Below are 17,579 nucleotides of genomic sequence, written 5' to 3'. Positions count from 1 at the left end.
AAGGGAGAGGCGAACCGTGAAAAAAAGGATTTCACCGGCTGTTATTTTTCTCGTCGTGGCACTGATGGCCGTGATCGGCTGTGAGCAGCGCGCAGACGAGAAGGCGCCGGCGGTGCAGGCGGCGCCCGAGGAATTGGCAGAGTCGCAGGAGCCGGCGGCGGAAGAAGCGGCCGTTGCGGTATTTCAGAACTATATCGAGACCGGCGATCTGCCGGCGATGCGCCAGCGCGGCGTGCTGCGCCTGCTCGCCCCGCGCCTGGCCGAGGATGAGGCCCTGCCCCGCGATGGTCTGCCCAGTGCCGAGTGGCGGGCGCTGGCCGAGAAGTTTGCCCACAGCCGCGGCCTGGAACCGCAGTGGGTCTATGTGGACAGCTTCGCGGAGCTGATTCCGGCGCTCACGGAAGGCCGCGGCGATGTGATTGCCACCAATTATTCCCGCACCACCGAGCGTGCTGAGCAGATTGCATTTACCCGCCCGCTGCAATACGTGCGCGAGCTGCTCGTGACCCGTCAGGGCGCCGAGCCAGCGCAAGCCGATGCCGAACCGCTGCAAGTGGCGGTGCGCCGCGGCAGTGCCTTCGCCGAGACACTGTCGAATGGCGGGGAGCCGCAACAGCGTTTCGAGATCGCCTACCTGGACGAGCCGATACAGCACGACGACCTGCTGGCCGCGGTGGCCGACGGCGAATATATGGCGACGGTGATCGATAGCAATCTCGCCGAAGCGCTGCTGCCGTCCTATCCGCACCTGACCACCAGCAGTGAGCTGGATTCCCAACGGGCCATCGCCTGGGCGGTGCGCCGCGAGGCGCCAAAACTGAAGCGCGCACTGAACGAGTTCTTCACCGCCGAACACGTGCTCGCCAGCCAGCACCGGGAGCGCCCGCTGCGCGATTGGCAGGCGATTAAGGAGACCCGCACGCTGCGCGTGCTAACCCGCAACCACCCCGCTTCCTACTTTATCTGGCGCGGTGAGTTGATGGGTTTCGATTACGACCTGCTCAAGCAGTTCGCCCGCGAACACAAGCTGCGTCTGAGCATGGTGGTGCCCGGGCCCGATGTGGATCTGGTGGAGGCGCTGAACGCCGGCATGGGCGATATGATCGCCGCGTCGCTCACGGTTACCGACTCGCGGCGTCAGCAGGGCCTGGTCTTTTCCCGGCCCTACATGAGCGTCACCGAACAGGTCATTGCCGCCGGTGCGGCAGCGGCTGAATTGCAGGCGCAGCCGGTGGCGGAACTCCTGGCAGGTAAGCAGGTGGTCGTCAATCCGCTTACCAGTTACCACGGCAGCCTGGAGAAACTCGCCGGCGAGCAGAGCACACCGATGCAGATAGTACCGGCCGCGGGGGCGACCACCGAGCAACTGATCGACGCGGTTGTCGAAGGCGTTTACCCCTATACCGTCGCCGACTCCCACCTGGTCGCGATTGAAAGCACCTACCGCGATGACTTCACCGTGGTGGGAGAGCTGCCGGGCGAGCGCGATATCGCCTGGGCAGTGCGCGGCGATCAGTCGCAGTTGTTACAGCAGCTGAACGGCTTCCTGAAAAAACACCACCGGGGCCTGTTTTTCAACGTCACCTATAACAAATATTTCAAGGAAACCAAGCGCATCCTCCGCCACCAGCGCGATCGCCTGCGCAGTATTGATCAACTGTCGCCTTACGATCCGCTAGTGCGCGAATATGCCGCCGCTGCCAATCGCGACTGGCGCATGGTGGTTTCGCAGATGTATCAGGAAAGCCAGTTTGACCCGCGCGCCCAGTCATTCGCTGGCGCCCGCGGCCTGATGCAGGTGTTGCCGCGCACCGCGCGGCAGATGGGTATCAGCGATCTATTTGTGCCGGAAAACAGTATCCGCGCCGGTGTCTCCTATCTCGAGTGGCTGGAACAGCGCTTCCCGCGGGATCTGCCATTCGACCAGAAAATCTATTTCACCCTTGCCGCCTACAATGCCGGTCACGGCCATGTCAGGGATGCGCGCAAACTCGCCGCACGCCTTGGCAAGGACCCGGACCTGTGGTTCGGCAATGTGGAGGAGGCGATGCTGTTGCTGTCCAGGCCGGAGTATCACCGCCAGACCCGGTTCGGCTATGTGCGCGGCCGCGAGCCGGTGAACTATGTGCGGCAGATCCGCGAGCGTTACCTGGGCTATCTGTCGGTGGCCAGAAACGATAAAGAAATTGGTAACTGAATCCCCAGCGTTATTTGCCTTGCTGGGTAATCAGTTCAGCAACCCACGAATGGGATTGTGGGTACTCGTCCATATCCAGCACAAATTCCTGCCCCCGGGCAGCACATTGCAGGTGGCAGTGATCGCCGTCGCTATTTGCGAGATCCAGACTCCAGCGCTCCAGCTTGCTGTGGTAACTCAGCGGAGTCTGCCCCGCGCGCGGGTAGAGAAATTTTGGCAGGCGCCAAGCCGTCGGTTTTGTTGAGCCCGGCCGAGTCAGTACCAGCGGCGGAGCGAGTTGTGAGAATATCCCCGCCCCTGCAAGCGCGCGCGCACAGCGACTCGGTGAAAATCGATCGGCGGCGAGGTACAGCGTATTGGCGGCGTCAGGGCCTATCGCGAAATGCGGGTGGTAGCGTGCCCATGGGAGCGCACCGGACTCAAGTGCATCGACTTTGATGACTTCGCCAATTGATAGCCAGCCCCAGAGGACATGACGGGCCGGTTCGTCTTTGACAAAGCGCCAGTGGCCGTCAAACTTCTCTACCGGCCGGAACAGCCCGAAGAACAGGAACAGATCGCCAACCCCCACGCCCTGCTTGCGCAGATGCCCCTGGGCGGCGCCGGTCTGACCCAGCAGCGGCCGCCAGCCCGGTAGCCGCGGCAGCGCAGCGGTTTGCATATCCGGGTCCAGGTGCGCGCCCATTTCGGCGGTAATCCTGCCGCGTGTCAGATCCTCCACCAGCGCGCCTATATCGTGCTCGCCATGGTGGATGTCACCGTAGTGGATCTTGGACTTTGGATCGGGAATCGGCAGCGCGTATAGGCTGCCGTCGGGGAAGATCGGGCTGGGACAGCCGCCAGCGGAGGAGTCGAAGCCCTTGCGGCTCAATATCAGGCGCATAATTCCGTCTGTTGCCGCTCGCACATCGGCATAAAAGTGAATGCCGATTAATTTTGACTGCGATTGAACCGATTTAAAACCCCACCGCTATTCGTTGCAGCGGTGACCGAACAGCTCCAGGCCTTTTTCCAGGTGGTCGGCCAGCAGCGGGTGTGCAATCAGGTATTCCGCGGTTTGCGGATTCCACCTGTCGGCGGCCTGTGCGATTGCATCCTGCCATTCTGCGCGGGTGTAATCGCCACGCCCCAGCCACAGCAGTGCTACCACTTCCTGCTGCTGGTCGGGCTCCAGGTCCGCAATAATGGTGTTGAATTCCTGCAGGCTGGCGTCGTCCGCATGGCTGGCCAGCATCTGTCTTGCCCAGTCACCACTCGGATCGGGTATGGTGACCCCTTCCTGGGCATGAAACTCCCGTGACAGCTGGATCAGGCGGCAAATATTGTCAGGGCTGACACTAAGCATATTGTCCTCCCGCAGAACAGGCGGCGTGCGGTTGCAGCCCACATGGCGGGCTGAAAAGGAAGTGCTGTCTTAAGCCTAGGTGCTTTTTGCCGAAGTGTGAATGCGGGGGCGGTGCCCGGCGGTACGCCGAGTTCTGGTGTGAATGCAGGAAAGGCCCTTGCGGGCCTTCTCGCTACAGGCGGATTGTCCGCGGTGAACGGCGGGGTCAGTTGCTTCTCCCTTTTATCTGCAAATCCGCCATCGCCATACACCACTTGCTCTGCTGGCGGCGATTCTTCAACACGCGCCCCAGTGCCGGCATCAGTTCCTTGTTCTGTTTCAGGACCTGGCTGTACTGCGCGATATCCGTTTTTCTGCAGGTGATTGGAAACAGTGTCGCATAGGCCTTGTTGTACAGCGTATCCTTGGTGTCGCTAACCTCGGGCACGGCACCGAATAGCTGGGAACTCAGTTCGCGAAACATTTTCAGCTGTTCCGGCGGGAAGAGTGCACCGGCGGCGGCGCGGATCTGGCTCAGCTTGTACTGGTCGCGTTTGTTCAGGATATTGTCCAGCCACTCTTTTTTCGCCTCGAGGGTCGGTCGGATAGCGCGAGCGCTGATCGCGTAGTTACGGGCGCGGTCGGTGTTGTCCCGTTTCAGTTCATCCTCGACCAGTTTGGCGTAGTCGCCGTACTGGTGGCGGTTCAACAGTACGATCAATTGCCAGCGCATATCCTGGTCGATCGCCAGGCCGTTGATTTCCTGTTCGCCGGAGAGCAGCTGCGCGGCATTGCCCAGGGCCTCATCGGTATGGGCAATTTGCGTAAACGTCTCGAACCAGGTTTTCTGTGCATCGCTGCCCGCGGGGGAGCTGTTGACCTTGGCCCAGACGAAATCCTCGATCGCATCCAGACGTTCCGCGCGCAACTCACCCGGCACCCTGAAGCGGTAGGCGTAGGCACTGGCCGCCTCCAGGTGGCTGCTGATCAGGCGAATAACATTGATGTTGCTCTCGACACCGGCGTTGTTCAGCGCGAAGGTGATCCAGTCGTCCAGAGGCCATTTTGCGTCGGTGACACTGTCAAACAGGCTCTGCCACAGCATCAGGCGCGTAAAGGAGCTCTCGATGGCATTGATGTGACGCGTTACCTGGCCGACGGACTTGTCATCCAGCTCCGTTTTCACGTAGGCCCAGTCTTCATCATTCAAGTGCAGGATCTGCGGGCAGGGCAGGCCCGCCGCCTCCTTGACCGGAGTCTTGGCGCCGCTGTAGAGGACCGGCAGGGCCTGGACGCGGGCCATGATATTGTCCTGCAGGCGGTAGATGCCCAGCTGTATTTTCTGTGAGCGCAGGGTCGGGTGTTCCTTCGGTGCCGTCTGGTTGATGGTCAATTCGGTGATCTTGTCATCGGTGCAGGTATAGGCGGCGGAAATGGTGTTCAGGCCGGCCTTGTACAGCCAGTTCTGCGTCCATTGCTCCAGCTCTTCGTTGGCGGCCTTGCCGAGGTGGCCCATAAAGTCCTTCAGCTCGGCATTGCCATAGGAGAATTCGTGTAAATAGTTGCTGACGCCCTGGCGGAACGCCTCTTTGCCCAGGTAGTGGGGCAGCTGCTCCAGTACCGAGCCGCCCTTGCCGTAGGTAATACTGTCGAAGTTGGAGAAAGCCTCTGCGGTGTTCGGCACGCGCACTTCAATGGGGTGGGTGGTGGCCAGCTGGTCGGCCTGATAGGCGGACTGCTTCGAACGCAGGTAGAAGTTCTCCCATACATCGTCGAATTCACTGTTGCCCGCCAGCGCCAGCGATGCCATATAGGTGGCGAAGCTTTCCTTCAGCCACAGGCCGTTCCACCATTTCATTGTCACCAGATCGCCAAACCACATGTGCGCCATCTCGTGGGCGATGACGTTGGCGAGTTTCTGTCGCTGTGCCTGGGTTTTTTCACCGCGGGAGACATACGCCTCGTTGAAGGTCACCGCGGCGACGTTTTCCATCGCACCGATGGTGAAGTCCGGCACGATCAGCTGGTCGTATTTGCCGAACGGATACTTGATGCCGTAATACTTCTGGAAGAATTCGAAAGACTGCTGCGTGAAGGTGAACCAGTCCTGCGGTTTCACGTTCGGTGCCAGCGTTTTGCGGGCCATCAGGCGCAGCGGAATATCGCCGGCTTTACTCTCCCACACCACAAATGGGCCCGCGTGCAGCGGCAGGATATAGGTGGAGAATTTCTTGGTCGCGGGAAACTGCCAGTGTTTGCGGCCGTCTGCCAGATCCTCGATTTTTTCCTCGCGCGTGCTGGTGACTACGTGCCAGTCCGCCGGTGCCTTTACGTCGATGGTATAGCTGGCTTTGAGGTCTGGCTGATCGAACAGCGGGGCAAAACGGTTGGCCTTGTAGGGTTCGAAGTGGGTGTAGAGGTAGACGTTGCCGTCCTGGGGATCTTCGAAACGGTGAAGGCCGGATCCGTCGGTGGAGTAGGGGTGACTGTAGTCGACGGCGATAGTGTTCGGGCCCAGCTGCAGTTGTTCCGGAGCGATGCGGATGAAGTAGCCGTTGTATTCGAACGGGATTTCCTGGCCGTCGACACTGACAGAGTGCACCTCGCCGCCAGTGAAGTCGATTGTGAGTGCCTGTTGCAGTGGCCGCGCAATTTCGGTTTTCGCGACGACACGGCCTTCGAAGCTCGAAGATTTACTGTCCAGTTCTACGGAAATCTTGTAATCCACATTCGCGATCTGCAGCTTGCGCAGCGCCGCGTAGGCGGCGGTGAGCCCGGGCTCATCCGGGCGCGCGACACGCGGCACCGCCTCCACTTTTGCCGGCGCGGCGGTTTCTGTGTGGGCGGGCTTGTCCGAAGGGGGCGTTTTATCGCCGCAGCCGCCCAGCAGGGCGCCGCACAGGAGTGCTGTGGTTATGAAGTTCGAATACCGCATGGTTTTCTCCAGAAACAGGCACGGCGGTCCCGCAGTGTAAATTCCGCTGCTCAATATGCGTTTATAGCGTCGTCGAGGTCAGAGCGGAAAAACCGCGGCCGTTCGATATTTTTATTAGCAATAAAAAAGGCCCCGCAGGGCCTTTAAACGTTGTTGCTTGTCGTCATCCCGGCGCAGGCCGGGATCCATGTTCCGCGGTGCTGGACCGCGGGTCAAGCCCGGGTGACTAAGTGTTAACCCTTGTTCTGCCCGGACAGCAGCGCTGACATAGTCAGGCAGCGCTGGTTTTCATGGCGGCGGTTCTTCAGGGCTTTTTCCAGCAGCGGATTCAGCTCCTTGCCGCTGTCCAGAATTTCACTCACCTGCTGTAGGCCTTTCTCGCTACAGTTCAGCGGGAAGAGCTTCGCGTAAGTGCCGACGAACTCCGGTGCGTCGCTGGCGTTGACGTCATCCAAAGCGGCGACGATGCGCTCGACATTGGCTTCAAACTGGTCACCCTGTTCGGTGGGGAACAGAGAGTAGGCGGCGTATTTCAGCTGAGCCAGCTTGAAGTTGTCGCGGTGCTGCAGGATATTCTCCAGCCACTTGCTCTTGGCTTCCGGCAGCGGGCGGATGGCTTCCGCGGCAATGGCCTGCAACTGGGAACGGTCGGAGTTGTCCTTGGCCAGCTCGCGTTCGATCGCCTGTTCGTAGTCGCCGTACAGATGCTGGTTCTGCAGTGCGATCAGATCCCAGCGCATATCCGGGTCCAGCTTCAGGCCGTCGACGTTCAGCTCGCCGCGCAACAGTTGCTTGGCGTTGGCCAGGGCATCGTCGGAATGGGCCACACCGGTGAAGGTGGCGAACCAGGTCTTCTGTGCGTCGCTGCCGGCCTCGGCCTGCTGCAGCCGATCCCAGACGAAGTTTTCGATTGCCAGCTGCAGCTCATCGCGCTTGGCATCTTCCATCGCAACCTGATTCAGGTAGCCGTAGGCATAACCCAGGTGGCGGGATACCAGGCGTACCACGTTGATATCGCGCTCGTCACCGGCATTGGACAGTACGAAACTCACGTACTGGTCAAGCGGCAGTTTGGCGTCGTAGACACTGTCGTAGAGGCTCTGCCACAGCATCAGGCGCGCGAACGGCTGCTCGATATCGTTGATGTGGTTGGACATATTGTCCACGGATACCGCATCCAGGTTGATTTTGGCAAAGGCCCAGTCGCCTTCGTTCGGATACAGAATCTGCGGGCAGGGCTGGCCGACGGCTTCCGCCACCTTGGTCGAGGCGCCGCTGTACATTACCGGCAGGGTCGCCACGCGCTGCATGCTGTTGCCGTCCATGCGGTAGAAGCCGAGCTGGGTGCGCTGTTCACGCAGGGTGGGGTATTCCTCCGGCGCGGACTGCGTCAGGGTCAGGCTGGTGACCTTGTCGTTTTCACACTGGAAGCTCGCCTCGATGGTGTTCAGTCCGGCCTGGTACAGCCACTGCTGCTGCCACTGATCCAGGTCCTTGCCGGCGGCCTTGCCCAGGTGTCCCATAAAGTCGTCCAGGGTGGAGTTCTTGTAGGACAGGTCCTTCAGATAGTTGCTGACGCCTTTACGGAATTCTTCCTTGCCCAGGTAGTAGGGCAGCTGCTTGAGGATGGAGCCGCCCTTGCCATAGGTAATGCCATCGAAGTTGGCGAAGGCCTCGTCGGTGTTTTTCACCGGCAGCTGGATCGCGTGGGTGGTGGGCAGCTGGTCGGAGTGGTAGGCCCACTGCTTGGTGCCGAGGTAGAAGTTTTCCCAGGTGTTGTTGAACTCGCTGTTCTCCGCCAGCGCCAGGTTGGCCATGTAGGTGGCAAAGCTCTCGTTCAGCCACAGGTCGTCCCACCAGTTCATGGTAACCAGGTCGCCGAACCACATGTGCGCCATCTCGTGGGCGATCACATTGGCCAGGCGCATGCGCTGGGCCTGGGTTTTCTCACCGCGGGAAACGTAGCCCTCGTTGAAGGTCACTGCGGCGACGTTTTCCATCGCGCCGGCATTGAAGTCGGGCACGATGACCTGATCGTATTTAACGAAGGGATAGTCCACTTCGAAATACTGCTGGAAGAACTCGAACGACTGCTTGGTGAAGGTGAACCAGTCGTCAGGTTTTACGTACTGGGCCAGAGTCTGGCGTGCCATCAGGCGCAGCGGGATGCCGTCGGCATCATCTTCCCAGACGTGGAAGGGACCGGCGTGCAGGGAAAAGATATAGGAAGAGAATTTCTTCGACTGCGGGAAGTGCCAGTGATTCACTTCGCCGTCTTTTTCGATGCGGTCTTCGCGCACGGAGCTGACGATGGTCCAGTCCTTCGGCGCGGTGACGTTCAGGGTGTAGTGCGCCTTCAGGTTCGGCTGATCGAAGTGCGGGAACAGGCGATTGGCATCGTACGGCTCGAAGTCGGTGTACATATAGACTTCGCCGTCTTCCGGATCTTCGAAACGGTGCAGGCCCGAACCATTGGTGGAATAGGGGTGCTGGTAGTTTACCGCGATCGCGTGCTCGCCTCGCTGCAGGTGCTCCGGCGCGATGGTGATGAAGTGGCCGTTGTATTCGAACGGCACTTCCTTGTCATCGACACTGACGGAATCCACGCTGCCGCCGGCAAAATCGATCGTCAGTGGTTGCTGCAGCTGGCCGTTGAACTGGGTATCGGCGATCAACTGGCCGGAAAAACTGCCCCCGGTCTTGTCGATGGTTACCGACAATTCATAGTTCACCGCGGCGATCTGCTGCTTGCGCAATTTGGCGTAGGTCTCGGACAGTCCTGGCGCGTCGGTGCGGGCCGCGGCAGCCGCTGTGGCGGTGCTGGATTCGGTGGCTTGCTGGTTGCCGGGTTCCTGGCTGCAGGCGGCCAGGATGGCGCTGCACAGCAAGGTGGCAGCGAACTTGGGCGCGGCAATTTTTCCGGTCTTGTTCATGAGTACCCCCCCCACGGGTTCGATTTGTTGTGTTGCCCGAATGGTTCCGGGCGGAGTTGTCGCGAGAATAGTGGCTCGTTATAGCACGATGGTCTCGCTCTGGCGGTCACTTCATCGCGTGTGGGGTGCAGGCTATCGCGCGCCAGTTGATTCTGTGGATAAATTGTGAATTGCGGGATTATCAACTAAGCGGACGGAATTTTTTAGAGGAGTGTGTGGCCATAGTTGGGGCCCGCCCGGGACACGGAGTTCCCGGGCGGCCTCTGCGGCGGGCGGAGATCAGTTGCTCGGGAAGGAGAACTGGGCGCCCTCGCGCACGCCGCTGGACGGCCAGCGCTGGGTGATGGTCTTGCGATTGGTGTAGAAACGCACGCCGTCCGGGCCGTACGCGCTCAGGCAGCCGAACAGGGAGCGCTTCCAGCCGCCGAAGCTGTGGTAGGACACTGGTACCGGCAGCGGCACGTTGATACCGACCATGCCGACGAGAATGTTGTCGCTGAAGTAGCGCGCCGCCTCGCCGTCGCGGGTGAAGATGCAGGTGCCGTTGCCGTACTCGTGATCGTTGATCATCTGCATGGCGGCTTCCATGCTGTTGGCGCGCACTACTAGCAGTACCGGGCCGAAGATTTCCTCTTCGTAGCAGGTCATGCCCGGCTTCACGTTGTCAATCAGCGTGCCGCCGACGAAGAAACCGTTCTCGTAGCCTTTTACTTCCGGATCGCGGCCGTCGACGACGATGGTCGCGCCCTGCTCCGCGGCGCTGGCGATATAGCCGTTCACCTTGTTTTTGTGCGCCTCGGTAATCACCGGGCCGAAGTCGTTGCTGCTGTCGGTGTAAGCGCCCACTTTCAGCTTCTGCATTTCGCCGCTCATTTTCTCGATAAAGGTATCGGCGGCTTCGTCGCCCACACACACGGCGACAGAGAGGGCCATGCAGCGCTCGCCGGAGGAGCCGAAGGCGGCACCGGTCAGCGCGGCCACGGCGTTGTCCATATCAGCGTCCGGCATGATGATCGCGTGGTTCTTGGCGCCGCCGAGGGCCTGGCAGCGCTTGCCGTGGGCGGATGCGGTGGAATAAACGTATTCGGCGATCGGGGTGGAGCCGACGAAGCTCACCGCCTGTACTTCCGGCGCAGTCAGCAGGGTATCCACGGCGACCTTGTCACCGTTGACGACGTTCAGCACGCCGTCCGGCAGGCCGGCTTCCTGCAGCAGCTGGGCCAGGTACAGGGAGCAGGATGGGTCGCGCTCGGACGGCTTCAGCACGAAGGTGTTGCCGCACACGATCGCCAGCGGGAACATCCACAGCGGCACCATGGCCGGGAAGTTGAACGGGGTGATACCGGCCACGACACCCAGCGGCTGCATCTCGCTCCAGGAATCGATATTCGGGCCGACGTTGCGGCTGTGCTCGCCTTTCAGCAGTTGCGGGCCGTAGCAGGCGAAGTCCACGTTCTCGATGCCGCGGGTCAGTTCGCCCATGGCGTCGTGAGAAATCTTGCCGTGCTCCTCGCCGATCATCGCGCAGATCTGCTCGGCGTTTTCCTCCAGCAGTTGCTTGAAGCGGAACATGATCTTGGCGCGCTTGGCCGGCGGCGTGTTGCGCCAGGCCGGGAAAGCGGCCTGGGCTGCGGCGATGGCCTCCTCAACGGTTTCCTTCGCGGCAATGGCGACCTGCTTGGTGACTTCACCGGTGGCCGGGTTGAACGCGTCCTGGGTGCGCTCGGCGGCCTCGCTGACCTGACCGTTGATGTAGTGGCCCACAATCTTCATAAGTAAATCTCTCTATTTTTTAAAATTCTGAAAATCTGTTTTCTTTTGAATTCGTCATACCGGCGCAGGCCGGTATCCAGTTCGCACTGAGCTCTCCGGCTCCGCGAAGCTGGATTCCGGATCAAGTCCGGGATGACGACCTTGGTTCTTAGCCGGCGGCGACTTCGGTGATGGAGTCCCCCAGCGCGCTCACCAGCGTGTCGATCTCCTCCGGCTGCGCCACAAACGGCATGCCCAGCTGGATGGTGTCGCCGCCGTAGCGCACGTAGAAACCCTTCTCCCACATCTTCATCGCGATCTGGTATGGGCGCAGCAGCGGCTCTCCCGGTGCCGCCTCGATGGTGAGGCCGGCGGCCACACCGCAGTTGCGGATATCGGTGATCAGCGGGGTGCCCTTCAGCTGGTGTACGCGCTCTTCCAATACCAGCGCCAGTTCACCGGCGCGGGCGAACAGGTTGTCCCGCTCGAGGATATCCAGCGCGGCCAGCGCCGCGGCGCAGGCCACCGGGTGTGCGGAGTAGGTGTAGCCGTGCGGCAGTTCCAGCAGGTAGTCGGGGCCACCCTGTTCCATGAAGGTGTCGTAGATCTCCTGCTTGGCGATCACCGCGCCCATCGGCACGGCGCCGTTGGTCAGCTGCTTGGCGGTATTGATGATGTCCGGCGTCACCCCAAAGGCCTCGGCACCGGTGGCGGCACCCATGCGCCCGAACGCGGTGATGACCTCGTCGAAGATCAGCAGGATGCTGTGCTGGTCGCAGATTTCTCTGAGGCGCTGCAGGTAGCCCACAGGCGGCGGCAGCACGCCGGCGGAGCCGGCCATCGGCTCGACGATCACCGCGGCAATATTGGAGGCATCGTGCAGGGCGATCATCTCCAGCAGCTCGTCCGCCAGGTGTGCGCCCTCTTCGGGCATCCCCTTGCTGAAGCGGTTTTCCGGCAGCACGGTATGCGGCAGGTGGTCGGCATCCACGGCGGTGCCGTAGAGGGCACGATTGGCACCGATGCCGCCAACGCTGATGCCGCCGAAGTTCACGCCGTGATAGCCCTTGGCACGGCCGATCAGTTTGGTCTTGGACGGCATGCCCTTCTTGCGCCAGTAGGCGCGGGCGATCTTCAGGGAGGTCTCGGCGGATTCGGAGCCGGAACCGGTAAAGAAGACACGGTTCAGGCCTGCCGGCATGAACTGGGTGATGCGCTCCGCCAGCTCGAATGCCTTCGGGTGGCCGAACTGGAATGCCGGGGAATAGTCGAGAGTGCGCAGCTGCTCGCTGACCGCATCGGCGATCTCGGTGCGGTTGTGGCCGGCACCGCAGGTCCACAGACCGGACAGGCCATCGAAGATGCGGCGGCCGTCGGCGCTGGTGTAATAGCAACCCTCGGCGCCGGTGATGATGCGCGGATCCTGCTTGAACTGGCGGTTGCCCGTATAGGCCATCCAGTGGGCGTCCAGCTGCGCCTGGGTCAGCCCGGCAAACTTGTCACTCATTGTTATTCTCCCGGAAATACTCGATTTGATCGTGTGATGCCCGGACTTTAGGGGAGGATTAAAGTTGCATAAATTGCAATTTATCCACGTTTGGTTTCATATATCTGAAACTAACATGGCGATGAGATATGGGACGCAAACAGGCGGCGCTGCTCGGGCAGCTCAGCGATATCGACCTGCGGCTACTGCGGGTCTTCCGTGCCGTGGCGGAGGCGGGCGGCTTCTCGGCGGCAGAGCTGGAACTCAATGTGGGCCGCTCCACCATCAGCCGCCATATCAAGGATCTGGAGGTGCGCCTGGGGGTGAGCCTCTGCCGGCGCGGTCGCGGCGGCTTCGCGCTGACCGACGAGGGGCGGCAGATCTACCAGGCGACGATACGTCTGCTGGCTTCCCTCGATACTTTTCGCGGCGAGGTGGCCGACGTGCACAAGCGCATGACCGGCCATATCGCCATCGCGCTGTTCGACAAGATGGTCACCAACCCGGCCGCCCATATCGGCGAGGCCCTGCGCAGCTTTGACGACCTGGCGCCGGAGGTGAGCCTGGATATTCATATCGAGCCGATCAACGAAATCGAGCGCGGGGTCATGGAGGGGCGCTTCCAGCTCGGTGTGATCCCCGCGCACCGGGCGTCACCTAGTCTCGACTACCAGCACCTGTTCTACGAGCAGATGTACCTCTACTGCGGCTATCGCCACCCGCTGTTCGACACCGCGGATATCGCCATCGACGACGATGCGATCCGCAGCTGCAAATATGCGGGCCTCGGCTATCACTCACCGAATATGGAGGTTGGCAACCGGTTGGGGTTGGAGCGGGATATCACCGTCAACGACCAGGAGGCCATTGTCCACTGCCTGCAGTCCGGCCGCTATATCGGCTACCTGCCGGATCACTACGCGGAATCGTTTTTAAAGAAAGGTGAGATCCGCGCGGTATGTCCGCAGCGCTATCAGTACCAGTGTGACTTTGTGGCGATACAGCGGGTATCGCCGAAGCCTTCTCGGATCGTGAAGACTTTGTGGCATTGCCTCGCTGCGGTTCATGAAGTGGAGTGAGGTCCCACACTGGGACTAGGGTGTGATTGCCTGACTTTACTGTCTGTTGCGAGGATAAAACGGCGCCTATTTCTCGGGTTCATGCAGTAACTTTGCAGCATTTCTATTAAATTGGCTTCGGGGCCAATGGCGAACTTTCGGAGGCTCCGGGTCAGCTCTGGGCAGCATGCTGCTGTTACTGAATAAAATAACGAGAGTGGATGCCATGGACCGTGCCCGCCCCTGTATCGCCCGATATCTAATGGTCTGTCTCCTTAGCTGTACAGCTCAGACGTTTGCCGCAGTGCCAAAGGCTGAATTCGACCTATATCGGATGGTCGCGGGGGATTCCTATCAGGCTAATGCAGCGCATGGCTGGCTCGCAAATGACGTCGATGGCGACGGCGATGAACTTTCGGTGACAGAAGTTTCCCGCCTACCAGAACATGGAGAGCTGAGTTGGCAGAGTGATGGCTCTTTTATTTACACGCCACAGCCGGGTTTTAGTGGCAATGACCGTATCTACTACCAGTTAAGCGATAGCAATGGCGAAAGGTCGAAAGGTCTCGTCGTTTTCCATGTGACACCGAGCGCTAAGTTTCTACTTGGAGGAGATTGGTCAGGGGCTGGTAATGGCAGTGGTCACACGAGTTACCAGCCGGGTTTTCTGTGGGATAAATCTCCAGAATTGCTGTGGCAGTACGATGGCGGTTCAGACGAATCATACTATCTGCCACCTGCCGTGGCTGACGGCCAGATTTTCCTTTCCACCGCTTTTTGGAAACCTGGCGAAATACCGCAAAGGCAGTATGGCCTCACTTCCCGTTCGCTGCGCACGGGTGAGCTGCTATGGCAAGCGCCAATTACCAGTGGCGAACAGATAACCCCTCCTTCCAGCGAGGCTGGTCACGTCTTTGTACAGAGACGCCGCGATGCCGACAACGGCGAAGTGGTTGGAATCAAAGTAGGTGAAGGCTCGGTGCACTGGGCCTCCGCATATCCGCAACCCTACCTGAAAGATGCAGACGATTTGCCACCACCTACCCCGGCGGAGGATGCCGTCTGGGTTCCCGGAAGTTTTTGGCGAAACTACTTTGGCTTCGATAAAAAAGAAGGTCATGAAATTTTCAGTTACATCTTTTCTACAGACGAGCTTGCTTTTCAGTTGGCTCCCACACTGATGAATGGCAGGCTATATGTTGGTGAGGGAGACCTGATTAAAGAATACGATGCCAGTAGCCGCATGCCATTGCGCGCGCTTGAGCTGAACAGAATTGGTGTAGGCAGTGCTATTACCGCCAATGATATTTATGCCAGTGATGGAAGCCTGTTTGTTCTGGGGCCGGCAGAGCTAATTGCCATCGATGCCGAAAAACTACAGGTGCGCTGGAGAATTCCACTCGACCGTCCGAGTGCCCTCGCCGTGGCACATGACCTGCTGTATGTGGTGCATGAACGGACGGTCAGCATGATCAATGCGCTCGATGGCAGCGTCGTTAGCTCGATACCGGATTTCAATACGGGTTTTGACAAGCCTGCAATGATTGTTTCCGACAGTTCCCTGATTGTTGCCGCCTATCTGGCGATACATGTGTTTGACCGATTTTCCCTGGAGGAGGAGTTCTTCATTGATTCCCAGGGCCCAGCGATTGCCCTTGCTGATGGGGTACTGGTGACAGCAAACGGCGACCTTAGGGCTTATCGGGTCAGTGATTCCGGGGTGTCCAGCGCAGAAAAGCCCGAAGTAGTTTCGGTTCCGGAGCAACTGGTCATGGACATGTCGGAAAATCGCGTACTGAATTTGAGGGAGATCTTCTCTCACTCCAGCGCAGGCCTCAATTATGTAGTGGAACTAGCGTATAAGAATGGCCTTCTCACCAGTAGTGTCGAGGGAGACCTGCTGACGCTATCCGCATCCGACTTTCCGGGCGAACAGCAGGTTACCGTACGCGCTCACTTGAATGGTTACTCAGAGCAGGTTCAATTCGACGTTCTGGTCCAGAACCCGGAAGTCGTCATCGAGATCTATGATGTTAACGGGGGGCCCGTTGTTCCCGGTGATACCGTCACCGGCGAAATACATGGAAAGGTGACAGTGCGCAACAAGCGCGGTCAGCATGCACAGTTCTACAAGAACTTCATGGTGCTACACACCCATGAGCATGGCCATATGGTGAATGAAGAGGTCTGGCTCAGGGAATTTACGCTGGATACCAGCGAGTTCTTCGATGGGGAAAATCTGATCAGTGTGCACGTACATCCGATGAGTATGCCCGGAGAACGTTTCACCACCAATTTTGATGTAGGAGTTTTCCGGCTGGTGACGAGCAACAATAATCCGGCACCAAATGGTGATTTTAAACTGCCGAGAGCTGAGCTGATGGAGGGCTCCCTTGAGCTAAATGCCTCAACATTATTTCCTGGTCATGCCGTCAGCTCGGGGTTCAGGGATTTTCGAGTATTCGATGATATTGATGAAATCTATATCGATGGAAACAGTTTTCACGGCGAGGCTCAAGTCATTGCGCATTTGGGGGCGAGCGTCCTCGGCAGGAAGCATTACTTTTTTGATAGTTATGGTGGTTTTCCCTCTCCTGCCACTGACTACAGGAAGATGTTTGAAAGCGTGCATCTGGTGAATTTCCAGCAGCCTCAAGCCATTAACAGCAAGGTGGTATATTTTTTTAGTGACGGCGCGGGCCGGGCAAATTATGGATTTCATGCGCTGGAAATTCCGGCCCTACCTGAAGAGGATCTGGAAGCGTTTAGCCGTCAGATGCCCGAAGTGGACTTTTTAAACCTGCAGCAGGGGGATCACCTGTTTATCGGTGAGGAACAGTTTTTCCGGGTGCAGGTAAGGGTAAAGATGGCGGAAAAATTCTCCGAGATATTTCATCAGGTGGTGATCTGGGTCGGCAACCAACCGATGTATTCCGCTGGTGTAGATCCCGACTGGTTGTCATGTAATGTGCCGGAGGGTAGTGATACCTATATCGCTGAACTGCTCATCCCCGCGGTAAAGGTGGAGCAGCTCGCACAGGCAAGACAGAAGGGCGTGGGTACCGGCGCGTTTGCGGTATGGAGCGAGTTGTCCCCGGGCACGCTGGGTCCCAGTCTGCCGGTGCGCGAACACGTGCATCTTTCCTCGCTGAGAACCTCGGCAAATGCTGAAGACCCGGACGATTATGACCGAGACGGCATCGTTAACGACCTAGATAACTGCCCTTATCTCTCCAATTCGCAGCAGCAGGATAGTAATGAGGACGGTCAGGGTGACCTCTGTTACGGCTTTCCACTAGAGATCTTTGACGATACTCAAAACGGTAAACGCTTGGTCGGCGGGATGTCTTCCGGGCGTCACCAGAGATCCCTATATGTACAGGTGCCGGATAGTGAATACGAGGGAACCTGCGCTGATCGCAATTACTCGCTCTGGCCACCGCTGGAGGTGAGTGACGAAAGTGAACTAGCGGCTATCGCGGCAGATCTGAACCTGGATCTGGGTACTATAGAGGCTACCCACGGTCGCCTGCAGGTAACCCTGAACGGCCAGCCGCTGCACTTTTACGGCACGGACTTCTCTATTCAAGATACCATCGGTCAGGGTGTCGGACGTTGGAAGCTGGCTGTCTTGAATGAAGGCCTGACTGAAGACGAGGTTGGAGACGTCACTGCTGATGTTGGTGGTGCGACTGATGATGGCGGCGGTGCGACTAATAATGTTGGCGGTGCGACTGCTAGTGGCAGCACCTCTGGCAGTGAGCGCACTTCTGAAAATTCTGCCAAGCGCAGTGGAGGGGGAAGCATAGACCCGGCCACACTTCTCTTGATTCTGCTGGCTATGGCACTAAATTTTTTCAGACGATACGCGCGGTAATAGCGTGTTCTTACTCG

Annotated in this window: 9 protein-coding genes; 3 read left to right on the top strand and 6 right to left on the bottom strand. The window is 59.1% G+C overall.

What is annotated here, in order from left to right; translation table 11 throughout:
- Positions 1-16 precede the first annotated feature (16 nt).
- Complete coding sequence (locus tag BLW36_RS08850) at positions 17-2,197, top strand: MltF family protein (RefSeq protein WP_211567170.1); 2,181 nt, start codon at positions 17-19, stop codon at positions 2,195-2,197.
- Positions 2,198-2,207: 10 nt separating this feature from the next.
- Here BLW36_RS08850 and BLW36_RS08845 read toward each other — a convergent pair whose 3' ends face one another.
- The 6 genes from BLW36_RS08845 to aptA all read right to left on the bottom strand — a co-directional run bounded on the left by BLW36_RS08845 (position 2,208) and on the right by aptA (position 12,648).
- Complete coding sequence (locus BLW36_RS08845) at positions 2,208-3,080, bottom strand: Nmad3 family putative nucleotide modification protein (protein ID WP_091387399.1); 873 nt, start codon at positions 3,078-3,080, stop codon at positions 2,208-2,210.
- A gap of 87 nt (positions 3,081-3,167) precedes the next feature.
- Positions 3,168-3,542 carry a DUF3775 domain-containing protein gene (locus tag BLW36_RS08840; RefSeq protein ID WP_091387397.1) on the bottom strand — a complete coding sequence of 125 codons (375 nt, stop codon included), beginning with the start codon at positions 3,540-3,542 and terminating at the stop codon, positions 3,168-3,170.
- Between the two features lie 205 nt (positions 3,543-3,747).
- A complete protein-coding gene (gene pepN, locus BLW36_RS08835) occupies positions 3,748-6,456 on the bottom strand; it encodes an aminopeptidase N (protein ID WP_091387395.1) in 2,709 nt (902 codons plus the stop codon).
- A 233-nt stretch (positions 6,457-6,689) separates the two neighbouring features.
- On the bottom strand, positions 6,690-9,389 hold the full coding sequence (gene pepN / locus BLW36_RS08830) for an aminopeptidase N (protein WP_091387393.1): 2,700 nt from the start codon (positions 9,387-9,389) through the stop codon (positions 6,690-6,692).
- 279 nt (positions 9,390-9,668) lie between these two features.
- A complete protein-coding gene (locus BLW36_RS08825) occupies positions 9,669-11,162 on the bottom strand; it encodes a CoA-acylating methylmalonate-semialdehyde dehydrogenase (RefSeq protein ID WP_091387391.1) in 1,494 nt (497 codons plus the stop codon).
- 148 nt (positions 11,163-11,310) lie between these two features.
- Entirely contained in the window at positions 11,311-12,648 is a 1,338-nt protein-coding gene (aptA, locus tag BLW36_RS08820) for an omega-aminotransferase AptA (RefSeq protein ID WP_091387389.1), read from the bottom strand.
- Between the two features lie 128 nt (positions 12,649-12,776).
- On the opposite strand from aptA, the gene BLW36_RS08815 reads away from it, so the two are divergent.
- Entirely contained in the window at positions 12,777-13,706 is a 930-nt protein-coding gene (locus BLW36_RS08815; protein ID WP_091387387.1) for a LysR family transcriptional regulator, read from the top strand.
- Positions 13,707-13,911: 205 nt separating this feature from the next.
- Positions 13,912-17,562, top strand: a complete 3,651-nt coding sequence (locus BLW36_RS08810; protein WP_170833173.1) for an Ig-like domain-containing protein — start codon at positions 13,912-13,914, stop codon at positions 17,560-17,562.
- Positions 17,563-17,579 lie beyond the last annotated feature (17 nt).

This window comes from Microbulbifer marinus (assembly GCF_900107725.1).
Classification (GTDB): domain Bacteria; phylum Pseudomonadota; class Gammaproteobacteria; order Pseudomonadales; family Cellvibrionaceae; genus Microbulbifer; species Microbulbifer marinus.
This window is presented reverse-complemented; position numbering and strand designations above follow the sequence as displayed.